The 22,878-nt window shown below is 48.6% G+C and carries 20 protein-coding genes and 5 tRNA genes; 16 read left to right on the forward strand and 9 right to left on the reverse strand.

Features of this window, described 5'->3' with window-relative positions; genetic code table 11:
• Positions 1–103: 103 nt before the first annotated feature.
• The gene (locus MH144_RS21190; protein WP_239304003.1) at positions 104–1,363 is read right to left on the reverse strand and encodes an MDR family MFS transporter; all 1,260 of its coding nucleotides are present in this window, start codon (positions 1,361–1,363) and stop codon (positions 104–106) included.
• A gap of 131 nt (positions 1,364–1,494) precedes the next feature.
• Between MH144_RS21190 and MH144_RS21195 the strand changes: the two genes are divergently transcribed.
• Positions 1,495–3,354, forward strand: a complete 1,860-nt coding sequence (locus MH144_RS21195) for an ABC transporter substrate-binding protein (RefSeq protein WP_239304004.1) — start codon at positions 1,495–1,497, stop codon at positions 3,352–3,354.
• Between the two features lie 35 nt (positions 3,355–3,389).
• On the opposite strand, the gene MH144_RS21200 is transcribed toward MH144_RS21195, so the two are convergent.
• Positions 3,390–4,892, reverse strand: a complete 1,503-nt coding sequence (locus MH144_RS21200; protein WP_239304006.1) for a serine hydrolase — start codon at positions 4,890–4,892, stop codon at positions 3,390–3,392.
• 291 nt (positions 4,893–5,183) lie between these two features.
• On the opposite strand from MH144_RS21200, the gene MH144_RS21205 reads away from it, so the two are divergent.
• The 6 genes from MH144_RS21205 to MH144_RS21230 all read left to right on the forward strand — a co-directional run bounded on the left by MH144_RS21205 (position 5,184) and on the right by MH144_RS21230 (position 13,836).
• Positions 5,184–6,392 carry an outer membrane lipoprotein-sorting protein gene (locus tag MH144_RS21205; RefSeq protein ID WP_239304009.1) on the forward strand — a complete coding sequence of 403 codons (1,209 nt, stop codon included), beginning with the start codon at positions 5,184–5,186 and terminating at the stop codon, positions 6,390–6,392.
• A gap of 439 nt (positions 6,393–6,831) precedes the next feature.
• Positions 6,832–8,019, forward strand: a complete 1,188-nt coding sequence (gene alr / locus MH144_RS21210; RefSeq protein WP_239304012.1) for an alanine racemase — start codon at positions 6,832–6,834, stop codon at positions 8,017–8,019.
• Positions 8,020–8,281: 262 nt separating this feature from the next.
• Positions 8,282–8,563: a CopG family ribbon-helix-helix protein gene (locus MH144_RS21215; protein ID WP_056699650.1), complete on the forward strand. Its 282-nt coding sequence runs from the start codon at positions 8,282–8,284 to the stop codon at positions 8,561–8,563.
• A 3-nt stretch (positions 8,564–8,566) separates the two neighbouring features.
• The gene (locus MH144_RS21220; RefSeq protein WP_024630714.1) at positions 8,567–8,917 is read left to right on the forward strand and encodes a type II toxin-antitoxin system PemK/MazF family toxin; all 351 of its coding nucleotides are present in this window, start codon (positions 8,567–8,569) and stop codon (positions 8,915–8,917) included.
• 232 nt (positions 8,918–9,149) lie between these two features.
• Positions 9,150–11,339: an alpha-galactosidase gene (locus MH144_RS21225; RefSeq protein ID WP_239304014.1), complete on the forward strand. Its 2,190-nt coding sequence runs from the start codon at positions 9,150–9,152 to the stop codon at positions 11,337–11,339.
• Between the two features lie 277 nt (positions 11,340–11,616).
• Entirely contained in the window at positions 11,617–13,836 is a 2,220-nt protein-coding gene (locus MH144_RS21230) for a Tex family protein (RefSeq protein ID WP_239304017.1), read from the forward strand.
• 144 nt (positions 13,837–13,980) lie between these two features.
• Here MH144_RS21230 and cmpA read toward each other — a convergent pair whose 3' ends face one another.
• Positions 13,981–14,124, reverse strand: coding sequence for a cortex morphogenetic protein CmpA (gene cmpA / locus MH144_RS21235; protein WP_095289070.1), 144 nt, complete (start codon positions 14,122–14,124; stop codon positions 13,981–13,983).
• A gap of 211 nt (positions 14,125–14,335) precedes the next feature.
• Positions 14,336–14,692: a hydrolase/acyltransferase gene (locus tag MH144_RS21240; protein ID WP_239304019.1), complete on the reverse strand. Its 357-nt coding sequence runs from the start codon at positions 14,690–14,692 to the stop codon at positions 14,336–14,338.
• A 120-nt stretch (positions 14,693–14,812) separates the two neighbouring features.
• Here MH144_RS21240 and MH144_RS21245 point away from each other — a divergent pair, with 120 nt between their 5' ends.
• From MH144_RS21245 to MH144_RS21255, 3 genes are all read left to right on the forward strand, one after another.
• Complete coding sequence (locus MH144_RS21245; RefSeq protein WP_239304021.1) at positions 14,813–15,283, forward strand: SprT family protein; 471 nt, start codon at positions 14,813–14,815, stop codon at positions 15,281–15,283.
• Between the two features lie 154 nt (positions 15,284–15,437).
• A tRNA-Asn gene (locus MH144_RS21250) sits at positions 15,438–15,513 on the forward strand.
• Between the two features lie 6 nt (positions 15,514–15,519).
• Positions 15,520–15,608 (forward strand) — tRNA-Ser (locus MH144_RS21255).
• A 110-nt stretch (positions 15,609–15,718) separates the two neighbouring features.
• Here MH144_RS21255 and MH144_RS21260 read toward each other — a convergent pair.
• Positions 15,719–16,417: an ArsR/SmtB family transcription factor gene (locus MH144_RS21260; RefSeq protein WP_239304023.1), complete on the reverse strand. Its 699-nt coding sequence runs from the start codon at positions 16,415–16,417 to the stop codon at positions 15,719–15,721.
• A gap of 108 nt (positions 16,418–16,525) precedes the next feature.
• On the opposite strand from MH144_RS21260, the gene MH144_RS21265 reads away from it, so the two are divergent.
• Together MH144_RS21265 and MH144_RS21270 are read left to right on the forward strand one after the other, a co-directional pair.
• Positions 16,526–17,170 carry a flavin reductase family protein gene (locus MH144_RS21265; RefSeq protein ID WP_239304025.1) on the forward strand — a complete coding sequence of 215 codons (645 nt, stop codon included), beginning with the start codon at positions 16,526–16,528 and terminating at the stop codon, positions 17,168–17,170.
• Between the two features lie 261 nt (positions 17,171–17,431).
• The gene (locus MH144_RS21270; RefSeq protein WP_239304027.1) at positions 17,432–18,103 is read left to right on the forward strand and encodes an MgtC/SapB family protein; all 672 of its coding nucleotides are present in this window, start codon (positions 17,432–17,434) and stop codon (positions 18,101–18,103) included.
• A 31-nt stretch (positions 18,104–18,134) separates the two neighbouring features.
• On the opposite strand, the gene MH144_RS21275 is transcribed toward MH144_RS21270, so the two are convergent.
• Both MH144_RS21275 and MH144_RS21280 read right to left on the reverse strand, forming a co-directional pair.
• The gene (locus MH144_RS21275) at positions 18,135–19,031 is read right to left on the reverse strand and encodes a Cof-type HAD-IIB family hydrolase (protein WP_239304029.1); all 897 of its coding nucleotides are present in this window, start codon (positions 19,029–19,031) and stop codon (positions 18,135–18,137) included.
• Positions 19,032–19,035: 4 nt separating this feature from the next.
• Positions 19,036–19,812: a DeoR/GlpR family DNA-binding transcription regulator gene (locus MH144_RS21280; protein ID WP_183522697.1), complete on the reverse strand. Its 777-nt coding sequence runs from the start codon at positions 19,810–19,812 to the stop codon at positions 19,036–19,038.
• A gap of 325 nt (positions 19,813–20,137) precedes the next feature.
• Between MH144_RS21280 and MH144_RS21285 the strand changes: the two genes are divergently transcribed.
• The 4 genes from MH144_RS21285 (at position 20,138) to MH144_RS21300 (ending at position 21,097) form a co-directional block, all read left to right on the forward strand.
• Positions 20,138–20,209: transfer RNA gene (locus tag MH144_RS21285), tRNA-Glu, on the forward strand.
• Between the two features lie 88 nt (positions 20,210–20,297).
• Positions 20,298–20,373: transfer RNA gene (locus MH144_RS21290), tRNA-Lys, on the forward strand.
• A gap of 17 nt (positions 20,374–20,390) precedes the next feature.
• Positions 20,391–20,473, forward strand: a tRNA-Leu gene (locus MH144_RS21295).
• 207 nt (positions 20,474–20,680) lie between these two features.
• Positions 20,681–21,097, forward strand: coding sequence for a helix-turn-helix domain-containing protein (locus MH144_RS21300; RefSeq protein WP_239304088.1), 417 nt, complete (start codon positions 20,681–20,683; stop codon positions 21,095–21,097).
• A 117-nt stretch (positions 21,098–21,214) separates the two neighbouring features.
• Here MH144_RS21300 and MH144_RS21305 read toward each other — a convergent pair whose 3' ends face one another.
• Positions 21,215–22,177 carry an urease accessory protein UreD gene (locus tag MH144_RS21305; RefSeq protein ID WP_239304031.1) on the reverse strand — a complete coding sequence of 321 codons (963 nt, stop codon included), beginning with the start codon at positions 22,175–22,177 and terminating at the stop codon, positions 21,215–21,217.
• Positions 22,092–22,814, reverse strand: coding sequence for an urease accessory protein UreG (gene ureG, locus MH144_RS21310; RefSeq protein ID WP_239304033.1), 723 nt, complete (start codon positions 22,812–22,814; stop codon positions 22,092–22,094). The genes MH144_RS21305 and ureG overlap by 86 nt, the downstream gene beginning before the upstream one ends.
• Positions 22,815–22,878: the final 64 nt, after the last annotated feature.

Raw genomic sequence — 22,878 nt, forward strand, 5'->3', positions numbered from 1 at the left:
TTTGGCAATAAAGCCTGTTCACTGTGTATTACTTCCAATTGGCTCAATAGGTTTCATGATAGTTAAATTACGAAACTTCAAAGGTTTCCTAACGGTGAGGAGCTTATGAAGCATCTGCACATCGCAGGGACTCGCTCGGTTCGGCTGAAGGCCTGAGCGATTGGCGGAAAAATACAAGAGCAGAGGCCCCGATGATGACATACAGGCTGGCCATGCCATATGAAGGCAGCACAGCACCGATCATTAGCCCCAAGCTGCCCAGCAAGGCAGCGACATTATAACTCATGCCATCTGCAGCCATATATGCCGCTCGATCCGAATCGGGAATTATCCCGGCAAGTAGAACCTGACGTACCGGGGAGTACATCAATTCGCCAATCGTCAGCAGGACGGCAGAGCCGATTAGGAGTAAGGCCCAGTTGCTAAATGCAAGTACAGCGAATCCGGCGGTGTAGAGACACATGCCAACCGTCATGATGGATCTGGATTGGAAACGTCCCATCCATTTGGAGAATGGAATTGCGACCAAGGCAACCAGTACTGTATTGATCGCCAAGATTAGACTGAACATCTGCAGCCCCGAAATGTTCCAGTGGAATAGCTGGGCACTGAACTCACTTTTCAGACGAACAGCAATGTATTTATCCAGTTGGAATTCGAGAGAGACGGCCAGAACCGAGGCAGTGAAGAAGACCATGAACTTTCTGTCTCTGAGCACACTTCCATAGGTCCTTAGCATATTTCTTTTGACTGGTGCGACAGTCTGAACCGAGCCCGTTTTTTCTGCTCTTTCCATGGTTTCCTGAATGAAAAACAACAGAATGAACAAGGTTACCAAGCTCTCCATGAACACCAGACTGAACAGAATGAATCGGAAGGAGTCGAATAACAATCCGCCCATCAGTGCGCCAAATGTAATGGCTACATTGGTCGTCCAATACTGTAAGCCGTATACATAATGCCGTTCATGTTCACTGCTTACGTCCACGATCATCGCACCTGCGATTGGGACGGTGATACCGGAGCTTAGACTGCTAAGAAAAAACATGATGCAAGTGAGTTCTACCGAGTTCAACCAGGGCGAATTCGCCGCAGCCAGACAGAACAAGGCGAATACTTGCACACATTGAGCGATGACCATCATTTTTTTGCGTCCAATCCGATCTGACCAGTATCCTGCGCCCAGACCAGCGATCATGGAGGATACAATGTTGACCGTCAGCAGCACACCAGCCCAGCCAGCTCCCATCTGGACACTCAGATAAATCGCCATGAACGGAATGATTGATTTCTGGGTCAAGTCTGTAAAAAAGTCAGTAATGATGCGAATTTTAATGTTGCGGTGCAAATCTGCGTATTTCATCGGTTGCACTTCTTCCTTCCTGCTTTGTCATGTGGATGTTACTGAGTATAATGGAGGAAAACCTGAAGAAAAACTGTAGAAGCGGATAAGTGAATTTCGTATTTTAGCAGAGCGGGAAGGCAGGGGAAGGTGTGGAAGTAGCCGACCATTATATTCAATTACGTATGGCGTTTCCGAACGTTCATGATAATGAAGAATGGCCAACGACGATCGGAGAGCTGGCACAACATTTGTGCTGCACCATGCGTAACATGAATTTGATCATGAACAAGTTTATGGATAACAACTGGATTCATTGGAGTCCAAGGCGTGGCAGAGGGAAAAAGTCACTGCTTGTCTTTCAGGTACCACTTATTGATGTAGCCCGTGAACGTTTTGATCGCCTGCTGCAGGGCAACAGACTGGAAGAAGCCTATGAGCTGGCCGCGAGTCTGCCGTTCTCGTTACGGGAAATGTTAATGCATGGTTTACAGGAACAATTTGGTCTTCGTTCAGACCAGAGTACCATGGGGAGGATGGATATCCTGCGAATCCCGCAGAACTTTCCGTTTGAGACCCTGGATCCTACCCGGGCTGCCATGTGGGGAGAAGTGGGCATTGTGGCAGAGGTATTCGATCGCCTGGTCCGCTATAATGCTGAGCGTCACATCTGTGAGCCAAGTCTTGCCGTGGCTTGGGAGAGCAATCTTGAAGGAACGGAATGGACATTTTATCTGCACAAGGGTGTTCTATTCCATCACGGCCGAATATTGGATGCAGAGGATGTGAAGTTCACATTTGAACGAATTATTGAAGATATACATAATCCCTGCGGGCCTCTGTTTAGCACCATTGCGAAGATCGAAACATTTGATGAGCTGACGGTACGTTTTACATTATATAGCCCAAACTTCATGTTTCCCGATCTAATGAGCAGCATGTGTGCATCGATTTTGCCGCGGGATGTGGAGTTTGACCGGATGCATCCTGTTGGAACAGGACCTTATCGTTTAACGCGTAATCACCCCAGACTGCTGGTTTTGGATGTATTCCCTTCCTATTTCAGAGGGCGTGCCTACATTGATCGGGTTGAGGTGTGGCAGCTCCCGCAGTCCGCACTTGTAGAGTCGGTGATCAAGCAGGATTTGTTTCCGGATGGACCGCCTCATGCGGTGCAGCATGAAGTTCAGGGCGGAGTATATATGACGTTTAATATGCGAAAAGAAGGTCCGCAGCAGGATCTGTATTTCCGTAGGGCGGTGCAGCAGCTGTTGAATCAGCAGAAGTTGATGGAAGCATTCCCGGGTCCACGTACTCAACCTGCATATAGCCTTGTTCGGGATATTTATGGGGATACAAGGGAGGTAGAGAGGGCGAGCTCCTCTATACGAGAGAAACGAACAGGAGCATCAGATTTCATTACAGATTCCTCATTGGCCCAAGCGGAAGAACTGCTTAAGCGAAGCAGCTACGCGGGCCAGACGCTGCGGTTATGGGTAGAGGATGGGCAGAAAATGGAGACGGACATGCTCTGGTTTGTACAACGCTGTGAACGGATTGGTCTGCGTATCGATATCGTTCCAGGCGATCCCGTTAGTGCGGTGTACCATGATGAATTCAGGTCCTGTGATCTCGTGTATACAGGGGAAGTGTTCGATGATCATGTCATGCTGAGCCTGTTCATCATGTTTACCTTTCAGAATACATTGTTTCTGGTTGCCATGGATGATGATCGGAAAAAGGAGTTAGCCGAGGAATGCAGGCGCATCGTAGGAATTCGGGAAGGTGGCGACCGCATGGTAGCGCTGCTGGGGGTAGAGGCCAAGCTGATTGAAGAGGCGCTGCTGCTACCCGCCTATCGTTTCAGGGAGGAGCATGCCCATCATGCCTCACTTCGTGATTACAATGTGGTAGGGTATGGGATGCCAGATCTGCGCCGTCTGTGGGTGAAACGCAAACCGGACGCTGATCATAAGGAAGCAAGTTATCCGGCTTACATCCCGCTGTGGTAAGCAATACACAGCGGGATGAGCCTTGTAGTGAGCAGTTATTCTGCGCTTTTCTTGATAAACTCAATAGGTTTCGTACCGGGTTCCATCAAGAAAGGAATGGAAATGGAATGAGCGTTATTTTCTTGATCAACTTGGAACGTAAACGTGATTTTGAGTCCAAATAAAACTAGCAGGACGGAAAAGGTGTCATTTCCCGTGTATTCCATGGGCATATCAATTTCGTTGAATATCGCTTGTAAGCCGTCATCTTTCCGTTGAATGGACAATTCTCCGTAACCGGCATGATAATAGATACCTGCGTAGGTAGTTACAGGTCGGTCAAGGGAGATGACGTTTGCATGATCCGTTTTTTCCTCTGTATCGGCCACGGGCACTGCTGCGGGGTCCAACGCTTCTGGCGTATCCGTAACTGCAGATTCCGCTGATTCGTCGCCACGCATTAACTTGGCCATTTTCTCGCTCCAATCCACAGGTTCCATTCCAAGCAATCGATCTATGATGTTAAAGGTGACCGTGTAGGGGACAAGGCTTCCATTCGTATTGCACAGTACTACAATCCCGATCTCTTCTTCCGGCAAAAAGGCGACCTGCGAACTAAAGCCATCAATGGCGCCCCCATGATGGATCAACGAATGTCCACGGTAAGGTTCGATGAACCAGCCCAGTCCGTACGTGCTGATAGGCATCTCTGGACCATGAAACGGAGAATCACATGGCATTTGCGGACTGTGCAATACTTCCATTTGTTCCTTGGAGACGAGTTGCTGTCCATCATACTGTCCCTTATTCAATTGCAATCGCAGCCAGGCTATCATGTCTTCCAGATTGCTGTTAATGGAGCCTGCCGGGCCAGCAGCGTCGATGTTTCGATAAGGAATTCGTACATTCTCGCCGTCTTTTTCCATATACGGAAAGGCATAATCAGGCTGGGTTTGCATTTCCTCCACAGAGAACAGACTGGATGTCATCCCCAATGGCTTAAACAGGTGATCCTGAACGAGCTTCTCCCAGGTGGTCTCCTTTAAGTTCCCAACCAGATATCCCGCAGTCATGTACATCAGGTTTTGATATTGCCACTTATTCCTGAAATCCTCATTTGGCTCAAGATACTGCAAAGCGTTTACGAGCTGCTCCCGGGTCCGTGGAGAGTTGTACCATGCCATTTCATGCCTGGGTAATCCGGAGCGATGACATAACATATCACGAATGGTCAGGCGTTCCGTGGCTACAGGGTCGAACATTTTAAAATTATCCTTATACGTTTTAACGGGCGTATCCCAATTCAGTAGTTCTTGATCGACTAACAGGGCAGCGGTTGTTGCCGTAAAAGCTTTTGTACTGGACCCGATGGCAAAGAGAGTGCTTGGGGTTACTTCAAGTTTGGATTCCAGGTCGCGATATCCATAGCCTTTTTGCCAAATGACCTCATTCTTGTGAATTACAGCGACCGCTGCTCCAACACTCTTCCAGGTTTGCAGCTGTTCAGCTACAAATTCATCCAATCCGTCCAGTAATGAGCGATGTTTAGTGGTAGTCATTAGTATCCCTCCAATGAAAATATGAAGTGGGTTCAAACCAAGAAAACAAAACGCATATGTAGTTGTCATCCAAGAAGTTGTTCAATATCAACTATGCCTTTTTTGGATATAGTTAACATCGGACCCGAGACTGATTTGCCTGTGATCACTTGTCCTAACAAGGGAATAGAAAGCTTGTCAAACTAGTCCGCATAAATCGAACAAGTCCCTCATAGACATGTACTAATCAAGTAGGGGTTCTGCTGTACGCACAATCCTGAAGTGAAAACATGTGCTAAAGGGGATGATGTCATGCGCCGAATATCATGGATGCTTGCCATGGTATTGGTCTTATCGGCCTTACTTGCCGCCTGCGGGAAGAAGGATGCGGCAGCAGTGGTCAAAGATCTGAACGAAGTCGTAGGAGAGATGGAGAGTTATCAGGGAGCAGGCATCATGACGCTGCATACCGGGGATACGCCGCAGCAGTATAAGGTCGAAGTGTGGCATCAGAAGCCTTCATATTATCGAATTGCGCTTACCAATGCGAAGAAGGATGTCACCCAGATTGTACTCCGGAACGATGAGGGTGTATTCGTCCTGACACCAAGTCAGAACAAAAGCTTCCGGTTCCAAAGCAACTGGCCGGATAACCAGGGTCAGGTTTATCTCTATGAGACACTGATTCGCAGCATTACAGGCGATACAACACGTCAGTTCGCCGATGAGAAGGAGAGCTACGTATTTGATGTAGCTGCCAATTATAATACGCACGCACTGGTCAGACAGAAAATCTGGCTGAACAAAAGTGATTATGCACCCAAACAGGTAGAGGTTTCAGACTCCAATGCAAACGTCGTCGTAGACGTTAAATTTGACAGCTTCAAATTCGGTGCAGAATTCGGCAAAGATGCCTTTGATATGCAGCGCAACATGACAGCAGGCACGGAAGGAAACAGCGGTACAGACACAACGAATCCGGCCGAGCAGGCAGGAGAAAATGGCACCAAGGAGCCAGCAAGCTCCGAGACTGCTCCAGGGCAAGAGCCGACAACAGGTTCTGCTGAAGGGGTCACTGATGGACAAACCGGTGTGAGCGAGAACCCGGAACAAGAAGCTCAGGACCCGGCGAGTGGTGAACCAGGCACAGAGGAGCCGACCATGACTGAACCGGAAGGAGTCGGCAGCTTTGGCGTGATCGAACCGACATATGCTCCGGAAGGCGTCAAGCTGAAGGATGATCAGATTGTGGAGGAATCCGGCGATTACTCGGTCATGCTCCGCTACGAAGGGACGTATAACTATACGATTTTCGAAGCCAGACCGCAGGACAGAGCCGTATCACTCGCACCATCCCGTGTAGTGGATCTTGGATTCACTTTGGGAATGATTAGTGGAGACGCTTTACAAACGTTAACATGGATGACCGATGGAATTGAATACAGAATTACGAGTGCGGATCTGCCGGAAAGTGAAATGGTTCAGATTGCAACTTCCATGCAGGAGCAGTCAGGTAAATGATGTAAAAGGTATAGTCGTTAGGGCATTAGGAATGCTAAGGAGCATCGGGGACTTGTTCTCCGGTGCTTTTTGATGTACACAGTTAGGTTGCCGCGGCATATTATGGAGAGTAAAAGCAGGACGTTTCGTAATGGGGATTGCTTGGGAAATGAACAGTGAAATGGGCAGGTTGACCCAATAAATACAAAACACGCTTATATGCGGGATGAACCGGGTAAGTAATCGGTATAGGCAGATAGAGATGGCGTGAGGCTGCATTTTGCACTCATGACCGTATCGCTTATCAGCCTGTTTCTTCATCCGCTTCCGGCTTCGAAATTATGCTGGGCACGCTTTTTGAGTCGCAGTTCTTCTGCTCATTTGACAGTCACATGCTTGAGCATTACGATGGAGTCTGATATGTGAGCCGGATTAAGATGACTAGAGAAGGTGACAGAACGTGCAAGGACAATATCGGCCGACCCAAGCGGAAATCAACTTGGATCATTTGAGTAGCAACGTAGATGCTTTCCGCTCGGCTCTGCCGCAAGGCATGAAGTTTCTAGCTTGTGTCAAGGCGAACGCTTATGGACATGGAGCTGTGGAGACGGCCAGAGAACTGGAACGAATCGGAGTGGATTATCTGAGTGTCGCTTTTCTGGACGAAGCGCTTGAACTGCGACAAAACGGAATCAAGGCTCCGATCTTGGTATTGGGTTATACACCGCCTGAGGGTATTGCTGTAGCCAGGGAACAAGATGTGACCATAACCCTGTTCAGCAGGGAAGTGCTTGAAGCGATTCGTGATCTGGATACAGGATCGTCTCAGAACCAACTGAAGGTTCATATCAAAATTGACAGCGGTATGGGACGTCTGGGTCTGCTGCCCGGTGATGAAGCTATTGCTTTCATACAGGAAGTAGCAGCAATGGATCAGATCCTGCTCGAAGGCATGTTCACTCATTATGCCAAGGCGGATGAAGAAGACAAGACCTATACACTGGAGCAGTATCGACGGTTTCGAAGCGTGGTTAAAGCGCTGCGGGATCAGGGATGTGTCATCCCGATTATACATACGGCGAACAGTGCAGCTGCCATTGATACACCGGAATTATCCTACAATATGGTACGAGTGGGTATCAGTCTGTATGGGCTGTACCCTTCAGCCGAGGTGAATCATCAGGTAGTGAAACTGGTCCCGGTATTGACACTGAAGACGAAAGCGGTTCTGGTCAAAACGCTGCCGCCTCATTGGGGCGTTAGCTACGGAACCCGTTATGTGACACAAGGGAACGAACGAATTGCGACCCTGCCTATCGGCTATGCAGACGGATTTTCAAGAATGCTGACAGGTAAAGCTCAAGTGCTTGTGCGTGGCCGCCGCGTTCCCGTCGTCGGTACGATCTGCATGGATCAGTGTATGGTGTCGCTGCAATCTTTCGCTGAAGAGGCGGAAGAAATTCAAGCCGGCGAAGAGGTTGTCCTCATCGGTCATCAATCGGATGGTGTTATCACCGCAGATGAAGTGGCCTCCCAGCTTAACACGATTGCTTACGAGGTAATCTGCATGATGGCTCATCGGATACCGCGAATCTATTTCCGGAACGGTGTTGAAGTCGCCAAGGTTAATCCTCTTTTGACATCCTGACAGGTCAACTGGACGCTATTACCAATAAACTTTTTTTCGGAACAGAAGGAAAACTGTCGGAGCATCTCGAATGTTGTTATATTGACGAGGATGAAAAATCCTGAAAAGAGATGTTTGGTCTGTACGAATATTGCCCCCCATGTTTATAATGGAGTACAGCATACTTGATATACTCGGGGCATATATATTCCTTTGTATAAAAGTTCTGGAAAAACGTAATACTGGTTCACAATGGCGAAAGGTTTGTGGGGGTGGAAGATAGGTGGCCAACTTGCAGAACACCAAGCGGATTATGATCAGTTTGCCTGATCATCTCCTGCAGGAAGTGGATGGCATCGTAGCGCTGGAGAATTCCAACCGCAGCGAATTGATTAGGCAGGCCATGAAGCTGTATTTGACTGAACGGAAGAAGCGTTATATCCGTGAGTCCATGCAGCGCGGATACATGGAGATGGCAAAAATTAATTTGACCATGGCATCCGAGGCCTTTCACGCGGAGGAAGATGCGGACAGCACTCTGGACCGCTTAGTTAGCGGGGTGTAGACATTGATCGTAAAACGCGGTGACGTTTTTTTTGCGGATCTTTCTCCCGTTGTCGGTTCCGAGCAAGGTGGAGTCAGGCCGGTGCTGGTCATCCAGAATGACATCGGCAACCGGTTCAGTCCAACGTGTATCGTGGCGGCTATTACCGCCCAGATTCAGAAGGCTAAGCTGCCGACGCATGTCGAGATTGATGCTGCGGCTCATGGCTTTGACCGGGATTCTGTGATTTTGCTCGAACAAATACGGACGATTGACAAACAAAGACTGACTGACAAGATTACCCATCTGGACGAGGAGACCATGAAATTGGTCAATGAGGCGTTGCAGATCAGTCTGGGTTTGATCGATTTTTAGGTTGTATGGCAATCGATTTGGGCTGCCAGCAATCCGCCCGCTGCGGGATGTTCCTTGCGGGGAACACACAATTACAGACAACATTTCAGAGGAGCGTATCGTGGCCCAAAGGCTGCGGTACGCTCTTTTGTCTAAACTAAAATGAAAGCGTAGAACATTGGCGTGCTTTTCGCTATAATGGAACCTGAGAAACCGTTTACGCCAAAGACGTATATAGAGGTGGAGGAGACATATGAGCATTTATATCAATGAAGAGAAACTACAATTTCATTTACAAACCCGCAAGGCAAGTTACGTATTCCAGGTGCTTCCTTCGGGATATTTGGTACATCTGTATTATGGCAAAAAATTACGCGACTCCGATCTGAGCTGGCTGCATGTTCGGACCGAACGTGCTTCCTTCAGCCCGAATCCGGTACCGGAAGATCGGACGATCTCATTCGATACGCTGCCGCTGGAGCTGCCTGTTTATGGTACGAGTGATTTCCGTAACCCGGCCGTACAGCTTCAACTGGAGAATGGTTCAAGTGTCTCGGAATTCACGTATGTCGGCCATCGGTTGGAGAAAGGCAAGCCTGCTCTTCAGGGATTGCCAGCAACCTATGTGGAAGCTGCAGATGAAGCTGACACGCTCGTAATTGAAATGGAAGATCGCGTGGCAGGAGTCTGCATCGAGCTCTCCTACACAGCTTATTCGTCCTTCAATGCCATTACACGGTCGATGCGTATCATTAATGAGAGCGCTACCCCGGTGAATGTGGCTCGTGCACTAAGCACATCCGTAGATTTCCCGCATGCTGATTATGAACTGCTGCAGCTGTCGGGTGCATGGACGCGGGAACGCGATATTGTTCGTCGCCCACTGGCTTCCGGCTTGCAAGGCGTAGAGAGCCGCCGTGGTTCAAGCAGCCATCAACAAAACCCGTTTATTGCGTTGATGACGCCAGGTACGGATGAAGATCAGGGAGAAGTTTACGGCTTCAGTCTCGTATACAGCGGAAGCTTCACAGCGCAAGCTGAAGTGGATCAGTTCCATACCACGCGTGTATCACTCGGCATTAACCCGTTTGAATTCAGCTGGAAGCTGGAATCCGGAGAATCTTTCCAAACGCCGGAAACAGTCATGGTCTATTCGGATGCAGGACTTGACGGCATGTCCCAGTCTTATCACGAACTTTATCGCGAACGGCTTGCTCGCGGCAAATTCCGCAATGCAGAGCGTCCGGTATTGGTGAACAACTGGGAAGCAACGTATTTTGGTTTTAATGCAGACAAGATTGAACAAATTGCCCATGCAGGTAAGAAGCTTGGCATCGAGCTGTTTGTACTCGATGACGGCTGGTTCGGACATCGCGACAGTGACAACTCATCGCTGGGTGACTGGATTGTGGACAAGAACAAGCTGCCTCAAGGTCTGGATGATCTGGCGAACCGTGTGACCGCACTCGACATGCAGTTTGGATTGTGGTTCGAGCCAGAGATGATCTCGCCGGATAGTGAATTGTATCGCAAGCACCCGGATTGGTGTCTGCATGTACCTGACCGTCGCCGGACAGAGGGCAGACAGCAGTTGGTCCTGGATTTCTCCCGCCAAGACGTTCGGGATGAAATCGTACGTATGCTGAGCGACGTATTGGGATCTGCGCCGATTTCTTATGTGAAATGGGACATGAACCGTAATATGACGGAGATCGGCTCTGCGCAGCTGTCTGCAGATAGACAGCGTGAGACAGCTCACCGCTATATGCTTGGATTGTATGAGGTGATGGAACGGATTACGTCCTCATTCCCTAATATTTTGTTTGAAAGCTGCTCAGGTGGTGGCGGTCGTTTTGATCCGGGAATGTTGTATTACATGCCGCAAACGTGGACAAGCGACAACACGGATGCCGTATCCCGTTTGCGCATCCAATACGGGACAAGTCTCGTGTATCCGGTAAGTTCGATGGGATCGCATATCTCTGCCGTACCGAATCATCAGGTTAACCGGATTACATCGCTGGAGACCCGTGGACATGTTGCCATGTCGGGTAACTTTGGCTACGAGCTTGACCTGACACGTTTCACAGAGGAAGAGAATGCCATTGTGAAGGCTCAAGTGGAGCTGTATAAGGAGATTCGGGGCACCATTCAGTATGGCACGTTCCGTCGTCTGCTCAGTCCGTTTGAGGGTAATGAAACGGCATGGATGTTTATAGCACCAGATGGAAGCGAAGCGGTTGTATTCTATTTCCGCGTGTTGTCCGAGCCAAATGCTCCTCTCCAACGTCTGAAGCTGAAAGGATTGGATCCTGACGCTGATTACCGCTTGAAGGGCAGCTCCGAGACGTACACGGGCGATGCATTGATGTATGGAGGAATTTCTGTAGGCCGTGCCACAGGAGATTATTTGAGCGAGATGTTCCGTTTTGAACGGGTATAGATAATCCTGCGTTTAATGCAGTGCTTTTCGGGGAAGACCGGAATACGTCGGGGTGACGTTTTTCGGTCTTTTCTTATGGGTTACACGAAGCGATGAATCATAAACTTCATTGTAAGAACTTGTAACTGGTATGAATGCTGGAAAACTGAACGGGATTTTGTGATAATATAGGGAAGAGCAATCTGCATGAGTGCAGGTTCGATACTGTGATTACAGCAGCATAGCTGCCCTGAACATGCTTAATCTGAAACGATTCAGGAAGGAAAGAGGGATTTATTTGTCTGAACAGGGAACGGTTCTGGAACCCAATGAAGAAACAATAAAGGCGGAACGCCAGGAAAGAATCATCAAACAGGTAGCCAAGGAACTGTCACTGGCCTTGAAGCAGGTGCGCACGACGTCAGAGCTTCTGGAAGAAGGCAATACGATTCCGTTTATCGCCCGCTACCGTAAAGAAATGACTGGAGAGCTGGATGAGAACCAGCTGCGACTGATCGAGGAACGTCTCGTATATCTGCGTAACCTTGAGGATCGCAAAGTGGAAGTCATCCGTATTATAGAAGAACAAGGTAAATTGACGGGAGAACTGAAAAAGTCCATTACCCAGGCTGTGAAGCTGCAGGAGGTAGAGGATCTGTATCGTCCTTATCGCCAGAAGCGCAAAACGCGTGCCAGCGTAGCCAAGGAAAAAGGTCTTGAGCCGTTGGCTGTATGGATCTGGAGTCAACCGAAACAGGGGAATGTGCTCGAAGAAGCTGCGGGTTACATCAATGCAGAACTTGGAGTGGACGATGCAGAAGCTGCACTTCAGGGAGCCAAGGATATTCTTGCCGAGAATATCGCTGATGATGCTGCGATTCGTGCGTGGATTCGTCGCTATACGCTGGATCATGGCATGTTGACTTCGGAAGCGAAGGATGCGGAGCAGGAATCGGTCTATGAGAACTACTATGATTATCGTGAATTGGCCAAAAAGATGCCTCCGCACCGGATTCTCGCCATTAACCGCGGTGAGCGTGAGAGCATTCTGAAAGTAGGCCTAGAGGTTCCACCTGAACCGGCCCATCGTCATATGGAAGGCCAGGTCATCAAAGGTGCATCTGCAGTGCAGGATGTATTACGCGCTGTCATTGAAGATGCCTACAAACGTCTGATTGCACCTTCAATTGAACGCGAAGTCCGGGCAGAACTGACGGAAAAGGGAGAGAGCCAGGCAATCTCCGTATTTTCCGCCAATCTGCGTAACCTGCTGCTCCAGCCGCCGATTCATGGCAAACGTGTGCTGGGTGTCGACCCTGCTTATCGTACGGGCTGCAAACTGGCTGTAGTGGATGACACGGGCAAACTGCTGGAAGTAGCTGTTACGTACCCGACGCCACCACACAACAAAAAGCGGGAAGCAGCCGAGGTATTCCACCGGATGATCAAGCAGTATGACATCGGACTGATCGTTATCGGTAATGGTACAGCTTCCCGTGAAACGGAACAGTTTGTAGCCGAGATCATTCAGGAAAATGGCGATGAGAGCCTTGTGTACCTCATTGTTAATGAAGCAGGAGCAAGTGTGTATTCCGCTTCCAAGCTGGCACAGGAGGAATTCCCGGATCTGGACGTGGCCGAACGCAGTGCAGCTTCCATTGCCCGTCGTGTACAGGACCCTCTGGCTGAACTGGTGAAAATTGATCCAAAGGCCATTGGCGTAGGGCAATACCAGCATGACGTTTCTCAAAAGATTCTGGAGGAAAGTCTGAAAGCGGTCGTGGAATCTGCGGTTAACCATGTAGGCGTGGATGTGAATACCGCATCGCCATCGCTGCTGTCTTATGTGGCCGGTGTGAATGCGACTATCGCCAAGAACATTGTGAAGTACCGCGAGGAAAATGGACGCTTTACGAACCGTCGTCAGCTGCAGAAGGTACCGCGTCTGGGTGCCAAAACCTATGAGCAATGCGTAGGTTTCATGCGCATTGGTGAAGGTGAGAATCCGCTGGATCGTACACCGATTCACCCGGAATCCTACAAGGTTGTCGATCAGCTGTTCAAAGAACTTCAGGTGGAACTGGACAAGTTGGGCAGCAAGGAGTTGTCCGTGCTTCTATCCGATCAGCAGCCTGAACAACTGGCTGTGAAACTGGACGTGGGTGTGCCTACACTGCGCGACATTCTCGACAGCTTACAGCGTCCGGGACGTGACCCTCGGGAAGAAATGCCACTGCCTATTTTCCGTACGGATGTCCTTAAAATTGAGGATCTGGTTGAAGGCATGGAACTCCAAGGTACCGTTCGCAATGTAATTGATTTTGGTGCTTTTGTTGATATCGGGATCAAAAGTGATGGACTTGTCCATATTTCGCAGCTAAGCAACGGTTACGTCAAGCATCCGATGGATGTTGTTTCTGTCGGTGATAATGTAACGGTATGGGTGATGAATGTGGATACCAAAAAGGGCCGGGTCGGCCTGACCATGAAAAAGCCTGCTTCGAAGCAGACTTCATAGTCCATGACCCGAGAACAGCCTTCCCAGTGGCGGGAAGGCTGTTTGTTGTCGGCTCGAATGGTATTGTCGACCGTTCCATATTCTTCGAATGAGTTATTGTTGGAAGCGAGAATGGGCTGTATACATGAAGAGTGAGGTTAGATTCTAGAGTTCACGATCCGCGCTGCGCGGTGTGCCATTAGCAGGTTTGTTCCGATAAAAAAACCAGCATTCGTTCAGCAGCTTGATCTGTCTGCTGTCTTTCTTGTGAAATGCACGCATCAGTTGATTGCAAAGCCATTGAGGCAAAGGGATCTCCTCCTCTTGCATAATTCATCTGTACGTTAGCATATGTGGCAATAGCCTGGACTGTGCGGATTAACCCGCGCGGAACGAGTAAAAAAACAATATCCGACTCGTCAACCGACCTGTTGATTCAGATAAGATAAAAAGCGCAAATCCGGTTAGGGAAATGCGCTTACAGGTTAGGGTGTGCACTTTTAGAAAAATGATAAATGAATCAGAGTGTTTCCATTTCTTCTTCGTACCACTGTTCCAGCTGGGCTTGAAGTGCCCGAATTTCGGTGAGTAAGGAAATCAAGGGATAATGCGTCTCGCGCAGTTTGGCGAAACTATGCTCAAGCGCATTGATATAATCCAGCCCTCCGGTGATACTGAGCTGCTCGTTCAGAAGATCAAGGTCGTCACATTCAGCGATGGCCCAGGGCAGTACAGGTACATCCGCTGCAGTAAGTTTATCAATCTCTTTGTGCAGACGCAGGTTGAGTGCACTGAGTTGATAGGCGTAATCAGCGGGCATTTCAACAAACTGTAATTGCTGTTCCTGCTGCAGGATGACATAACGCATAGTAGGCATAACGTGTAATAATCTCCCCTCATACATTCTACTTGACAGTGTAGCCTACGAAACGGTTAAAATTCAAGTATTATAGAGGGAAATTGAGCGGCCCAAGAGGTGAGAAAGGAGGGGGAACCAGTGGATAATGCGGAGTTGCAGCAGTGGATTGAGCAGGTATCTCTGGATCATTTCGGGGTTCCGTTCACCCACGAGGCCTTGTTTAATCGACGCCTGACGACAACCGGAGGCCGATATATGCTGAAGAGTCACCGAATTGAGATTAATCCACATCAGCTTGAGGTATACGGCCGAGATGAGGTCGAGAAGATCATCAAGCATGAATTGTGTCACTACCACCTGCATATCCGCGGACGCGGCTATCGCCACAGAGACTCGGAATTCAAGGCTCTTCTGCAAAAGGTAGGCGGTTCAAGGTTCTGTCAGTCTCTTCCGGATGGCAAGGGCAGGAAGCCGCTGCCTTATCGGTACAAGCTGGTATGCAAGAGTTGTGGAACGGAATATCTGCGTAAACGAAAAATGGATCCCAAACGATACAGATGCGGCCGATGCGCCGGCAAGCTGGCTCTTCAAACCATCTCTAACGAGTAGTGTTCATCCTAATGGATATAACCGGCTTGAAGAGGGGATGCAATATACCGAAATGAGCTGTATTTTCTCCCTTTTTTACAGTTAGCAAGAAAGTATAGATAAGGTTGTTGACTTGGCTTATTAATCATGATAAATTATGTTTATTCGAGATTATTCCCTGATAGCTCAGTTGGTAGAGCACTCGACTGTTAATCGAGTTGTCACAGGTTCGAGTCCTGTTCGGGGAGCCATTTCTTGGAGAGATACCCAAGTGGCTATAAGGGGACCCTCTGCTAAGGGGTTAGACTGCGTAAGCGGTGCGAGGGTTCGAATCCCTCTCTCTCCGTATTGATGATTCAATTATAGAATCCCCTTCACACGAACCATTTAATGGTTTGTTGTGAAGGGGATTTTTGGTTTATATTTTCCATCGGTGAGAGCTGAAATGTAACCTGCCTACAGCGAGATTCCCAATACCTCGTATAAACCCTTCTTGCCAGCATCCGTGACTTCAACAGAGCGGCTGCCAGGCTTCTTCCGGGTCCAATCGAGCTGCAAAAGTCTGCGTTCCAATTGTTCGCCCAGCAGTCCGGATATGTGATGACGCCGCTCGCTCCAGTCCAGACATTTGCGGGCAATGGCACGTCTTGATCCCGGTTTCACCTGAAGGTCAATTCCGAATGAAGTAAACCATTGTCTTCCTTTCTCCGTGATGTGATAATCCTTGGCCTGATCTGCTTCGGGCTCCAGTAGATATTCCTCCCGCAACAATGCATCGCACAGAGCAATGCCTAGTTTACCAGCAAGGTGTCCATAACAGGTGCGAGCATAACTAAGATGCTGGAGCTGATTGGACTGTTTGAGTGACCTCACCTGAACAGGAGGGGCGATACTGCCCATCGTTTCAATCAGAAAAGCAATCTCCTGACCAGCCAATCGGTAGTAGCGATGCCGGCCTTGCCGTTCAACAACTAGCAGCCCGCCGTCCACAAGTTTGGCGAGATGGTTGCTCGCGGTTTGGGGTGTGACACCAGCCATATAGGCAAGTTCGCCTGCTGGCAGGGCCTGTCCACCCAGCAGTGCTTCGAGGAAGATGGCGCGACTCGGATCCGCAATTAATGACGCGGTAACAGATATATTTGGATATGCATTCATACTTCGATGATACTTGAACTATTGGCGTATTACAATTGGGACAGGCCGTCGCGGAGTTCAAACTTGCATTGAGGGGCCAAGTATGTGTGACAGGAGATGGAGAAACCGATGAATTTCGAAAATGCGAAAAAACGATCTGCTGAGGAGGTAGTAACGGACCAGCATAAAACGATCAATCCAAGCATTTTATACTATGGAACGCCAGTACTTCTCTTGAGCACTCTGAACGAGGACGGGTCAACGAACCTGTCGCCATTGTCCTCTTCCTGGGCATTGGGGGATTGTCTTGTTCTCGGCTTGGGCATCCAGGGAAAAGCCTATGAGAACTTAAAAAGACATCCTGAATGTGTGATTAATCTGCCGGATGCGTCCATGTGGAGAGCGGTCGAATCTCTGGGGCGTTATACGGGTACATATCCGGTTCCTGAGGAGAAAAGACAGATGGGCTATGAATTTTGTTCCGAGAAATTTGAAGCAGCTGGGTTAACAGCTCAGGATTCGCTTCGGGTTAAACCTCTCAGAATAGCCGAGTGTCCGCTTCAAATTGAGGCATCTGTGCAGCATATGCGCACGCCGGAGCATACACCTTTTATGGCCGTAGTCGAAGTGAAATCGCTGGAGGTACATGCGCATAAGAAGCTAATATCTGGACTGAATAAAATTGATCCGGCGAAGTGGAACCCTTTAATCTATAATTTCCGCCATTATTACGGACTAGGAGAGAGACAAGGGGAGAACTTCCGCGCTGAATAGGGATTAGTGCAATCAGAAAGGATAGAAACAGACCATTTTTGTAATATGGGTTATGGAGAGTGAAAAAAGTGGAGGCCTTGTTGGCCTTCTTTTTTTATGCGCCCGATGAAATCTTATGAAGTTGCTGTGTGGATTATTTATTGAACAAGGAATGGGTAAATAGTAAAGAAGGATACATGTAAGCATATACATAAGCGTATTGCATCATTGCAGTAAGTGATGATCCATCTGCAAAATGCTGACATAAGAGAGGTGATGAGAATGGAAATGGAATATTTGATGCGAGTTCTCATAGCTGGGATCTGCGGGGTCCTTATCGGGTATGAACGCAAAAACCGGATGAAAGAAGCGGGAATACGCACTCATTTTGTGGTCGCTGTTGGTGCGGCGTTAATGATGATTGTCTCAAAGTATGGATTTCAGGATCAGGCAGGCTGGGCTAATCTGTCGCTTGATCCTTCCCGGATTGCAGCGCAGGTGGTTAGTGGTGTGGGCTTTATTGGGGCCGGAATGATCTTCACGCAGCGCCATACTGTCCGGGGATTGACGACAGCCGCTGGTATCTGGGCGACGGCAGGCATGGGACTGGCTGTGGGTGCTGGACTCTATTGGACGGGAGCAGGTGTAACCCTGCTGATCGTGCTCGCACAGATGCTGCTCCATCGGCCGACACGCTGGCTGGTTTCTGCGAGAACGGAAACATTAACCATTCGTCTGGAGCAGGAAGCAGACAGCCTGAAAGCCATATTGGCACTGCTGGGGCAGGAGAAGATTTCGGTCATCGGATTCAGGACAGAACAACAAACAAGCACAGGCTCGGCTCAGGAGACTGTGCTTGAATTCACCGTTCAGATGCCCGGATCCTTCCGGGGAGAGCAGTTGATTGTGCTGCTGCAGGATGCGCCGCATGTGAGATCCGTCGAGTTAAAGTGAGAGCTCGTGCGATTTCCTGACAGGACCGAATTTATTGACCGCCTTCAGCAACGATTTCGGGCCGGGAGATCGGTTTGCCGTCCAGTACAGAGTGAATGGCATGGGCTACACCGTGTTCCACATTGGTCAATGTTATAGCTTTGGCAAGGGCTTGAATCTCCGGTTCACCATTGCCCATGGCGATGCCGAGTCCGGCCATTTTCAACATGGAAACATCATTGAAATTGTCGCCGATAGCTGCCGTATCTTCCATGGAGACATTGAGATGGGCTGCCAGTTTAGTGAGAGCATTGCCTTTGGACACATCGGGATGCTGCATCTCGAAATTGTGTTCGGAGGATACCACCATTGCGACATCCGATCTGGAGGCAAAGTAGGCTCTTCCTTTCTGCAATTGATCCGGATCAAGTGAGAAAGCCATAATGTTGTAAATGTAAGCTTCTGCAGGAATCTCCTGATGGGATTGTACGCGATGGTAGTCTTTCTTGTCGTAATGCTTCTTAACGGCGCGAATCAGGCGCTCAACGTCCTCACCAGGACTTGTTCCCAGGATCCGGTCCATCTCGGCAAGCATCGTATCATGGCTGCTGATTGGGGCGTATATTCCCTGCTGAGTGGAAGCTTCATAATAGCAATCATGATCTTCGAGCCACTGCATGACGGATGCCGCTGTCTCACGTTCGAGCGGGAGATGATACAGACGGTTTCCATCAGCGTCATGAATCGTGGCCCCATTGGACCCAATGACAGGAGTGTTAATACCGCCTTCTTGGCAAATGCCGACAACGTCCGAATAGACGCGTCCTGTTGCAATTGTAACTTTCAATCCTTCTTGCTGGGCCCGGTGAATGGCGGCTGCATTTTCCGGGCTAATTTGGCTGTCTCTGTTTAGCAGTGTTCCATCCAAATCCGTAGCAAATAATTTCATAATTTTACAACTCCTTATCTTCTGTTGGTTCAGGAATGAGAATCTCAACCTGTTGTTCATTTAAAAAGTTACGCCATTCGTCTGATGGCCATTGGTCTGTAATCAGTACATCAATCAGTGACCAGTCGGCAAAACGGTACCCGTAACGTTTATCAAATTTGGAATGATCTGCAAGTACAAAGACCTCTTTGGCAGCCTGCATCATTTTCTGCTTAATCTTGCCTTCTTCTTCGGAAGCACTGAATCCATCCATTGTAATCCCGCCTATACCGATAAAGGCTTTATCTACATAATAATGGGAGAGTGTTTCGATCACCGAGGCGCCGTATACATAACGTTGTTCCTTGTCGACTTTGCCTCCAAGTAAACGAATATGGACAGCCGAGTGATTAGAGAGAAGATCTGCGGAATGAATGGAATTGGTGATAACCGTGCATGACTTTCCATTCAGATGCTCAGCACAGGCCTGCACCGTCGTGGATGAATCCAGAATGATGTTTTCACCTTGGCGGACCATGGCTGCAGCGAGTTTACCTATAGCTCTTTTTTCTTCCGAAACATGGAGCAGGCGATCCTTGTATGAGATATATTCACGGGGAGGAGAGGGGAGGATGGCGCCGCCCCGTGTTCGGATAATGGCGTCCTGTTCTTCCAGCTTAATCAGATCCCTTCGAGCTGTGTCCCGCGAGACATCAAAAAGGGAAACGATCTCGTCTGCCGAGATCCGGTTGTGTTTGCGAAGATGTTCAATAATCAGCTGCATTCGTTCTTCCTGAAACAAGCATGCCGCCTCCTTGCTAATGAGTGACCGTAATACTGATAACCTAATTATAAGTATTTGCAATTTAGTTTGCAATATTTTAAGTGAACATAAGTTTTTATAAGTGTTTTGAACTAATTTTAACATGATGTAAGGATTCTGATGACGATGCTATGAAATTCGGATATCTCAGATGGTATATGCCAGCCAGTTTAACGAGCCTAAATTTTATTGAAAAATGATCTTTAAAAAAAGCGTTAGATAAAAAATAAAAAAAAGTGTTGCGCTATTTTTATTTAGTGTGGTATACTCATTCTTGTCGCCAAGAAAGACAACTTGTTAATAAGGCCCGTTGGTCAAGGGGTTAAGACACCTCCCTTTCACGGAGGTAACAGGGGTTCGAATCCCCTACGGGTCATATCTTCACCACCTTTTAATAAGGAAACCTCGCAAGTCATTGTTCTTAAAACAAGAGATGATATGGCACATCGGTGAAGTTACAGCAAGAGCCATTAGCTCAGTTGGTAGAGCACCTGACTTTTAATCAGGGTGTCGAAGGTTCGAGCCCTTCATGGCTCACCATTTTTACATTTGAATATGCGGTCGTGGTGGAATGGCAGACACGCTATCTTGAGGGGGTAGTGGGTGTATACCCGTGGAGGTTCGAGTCCTCTCGACCGCATTACATGTAACGTTAGGGAAATAGACTCTCATGGATCTCCATGAGAGTCTATTTTTATTTTCTTCTTAGATCTGTGTGAAAAGTACCATGGATGAAGAAGGGCTGAGGATTGATAACGGTTGTGGTATAATTATCTATATCGTGTTGTCCGAGAATGAAGATATGTGCATGATGATTTTAGATATTACGGTTGGAAGGCGGTCCTGTATGCAGTCGATATATGAGCGAATTGAACACCTGATTGCCGAAAAAGGAATGACCAAAAAAGCGTTCTGTCAACAACTGAAGATCAGCACCGGGAATCTGGGTGACTGGAAACGTGGCAAGTCTATTCCAAGCACGAATAAACTGATTGAGATCGCTGCGTTTTTTGATGTGAGTCTGGACTGGCTCATGATTGGACGTCCATCCAAGGAAGCGATGGTGCGAGAAAAACGCGAGGATTATTTTTTTGGCGTATTGCGGCAATTGGATTGCCAGGAGAGTGAATTATCGACCGAAGAGCAGTCTTTTATCAGCGAATATATTGAATTTACCCGCTATCGCAAGTCCAAGGAAAGTAAAAATGCTGCTGACTTTCGATATAAGGAAGATGATAAACCCGAAACGGATGAATCGATCTAATGCAAAACCTCTGAACCAACCCGGATGGTATCCGGAAAGGTTCAGAGGTTTTTTTGTGTTCATGTGAGATGACTATAGTCGTCTTCATCTTTGGCTCATGAAATCATGATATATGGTTCATTTGCGGAAAGTAAGATTCTCGTTGCCTAACAGCTGTGGTCGAATGGTGTTCCAAATGTGCAGGCATTGTTCCTGAAGTTCCCAGGCAGCCATGCCGAGCAAACGGACGCCGATTCCTCCGCTTGCGAGCAGGCTTGCACCAGCGATCATTCGACCATCCGGAGGCAGTGCAGACCTGATTGATTCCAGTTCCGCTGTCCCCAGCCCAGGAGCGATCATCCACAGGGCAGCAGTGTGGGTGAAATTCATCAATGCAGCTGATTTTTGGGGATCATCGCGTCCGGGTTCCATTCCGAATCGGTCCCACACAGCAAGCTGGTCCCCTTGCCATATTTCGGTTGAATTTCGATATTTGCTGAACTCAAAAGCCTCACCCCGGTGAATTCGTCCGGCTGACCAGACATCTGCATAAGCGAGAATGGCCTGTTCCTCCAGATGGAAGGTGGCGGTAAGCGAAGAAGAACTACCTTTGAATGGGATTACACATTCCGGGAAGTATTCAAGCACAGCGCCTTTCCTGATCTGGAAGTGATGGTTGACCGACGAGGGAAGTGAAGGCGTAGGGTGAAGGCGTGTCGCTGATGTGCTGCTCAGCATCACATGGGTGCCTTCGCCCAAATGCCACTCGGAATGATAATGATCCCCGTTAAGAACACCGGGAGAGACGTCTGATGTGTAGAGGCATAACCCATTGCTGTTCCCCGGTGGGCGAAAGGAACGACTGAACCGGAGAGGTGCGCTGTAATAACGATCTGTCATGATCGTACGTCCCTCTTGAAGGGCAAATGTGGCTTGAAGCTCGCTGCGTCTTATCACCGCTCCTTCAGCACGAATGCCCAACTTCGTTTTGGCTCCTTCCGATACGGGAGATGAATTAATGGCTGTGGGCTGAACCGTGGTCATGGCTGTGTGGATGCAGATGCGCAGCGGCAGCATCATCATCCATGTATTGGTGCTCAAGCCAATGAACGATCTCGGATACACCTTCACCGCTCATGAGATTCGACATCACGTATGGACGACCATCGCGTACCCGCTCGGTATCATTCTTCATCACCTGCAAACTTGCGCCAACATAGGGTGCGAGGTCTGTTTTGTTGATCAGCAGCAAGTCTGAGCGGGTGATGCCTGGGCCGCCTTTGCGAGGCAGTTTTTCCCCTTGGGCGACGTCAATGATATAGATAAACACATCTGCAAGTTCCGGACTGAATGCAGCAGAGAGGTTATCGCCGCCGCTCTCAATGAAGATTAATTGCAGATCAGGAAAACGCTCGATCAATTCGTCTACGGCTTCGAAGTTCATGGAGGCATCTTCACGAATGGCTGTGTGCGGGCAGCCGCCTGTTTCCACGCCAATAATGCGTTCAGGTGCAAGGGCGTTCTGGCGCAGCAGGATTTCAGCATCTTCCTTGGTGTAAATATCGTTCGTGATGACTGCCAGGCTATAGCGGGTACGCAGCGCCTTCGACAGCTTCTCCACAAGGGCAGTTTTGCCAGAGCCTACCGGGCCTCCAATACCAATTCGCATTGGTCTGCTGCGATCAAATGCCTTGCGTTCCCACTCCGGATGATGCGTATGATTAGCTCCTCCACACATAACAAATTCCTCCTTGGATTATCTGCTTATTTTAAAAGAAAGTTGTAGCTTATAAATATGGGTA

Source organism: Paenibacillus sp. ACRRY, assembly GCF_022346995.1.
Lineage (GTDB): Bacteria > Bacillota > Bacilli > Paenibacillales > Paenibacillaceae > Paenibacillus.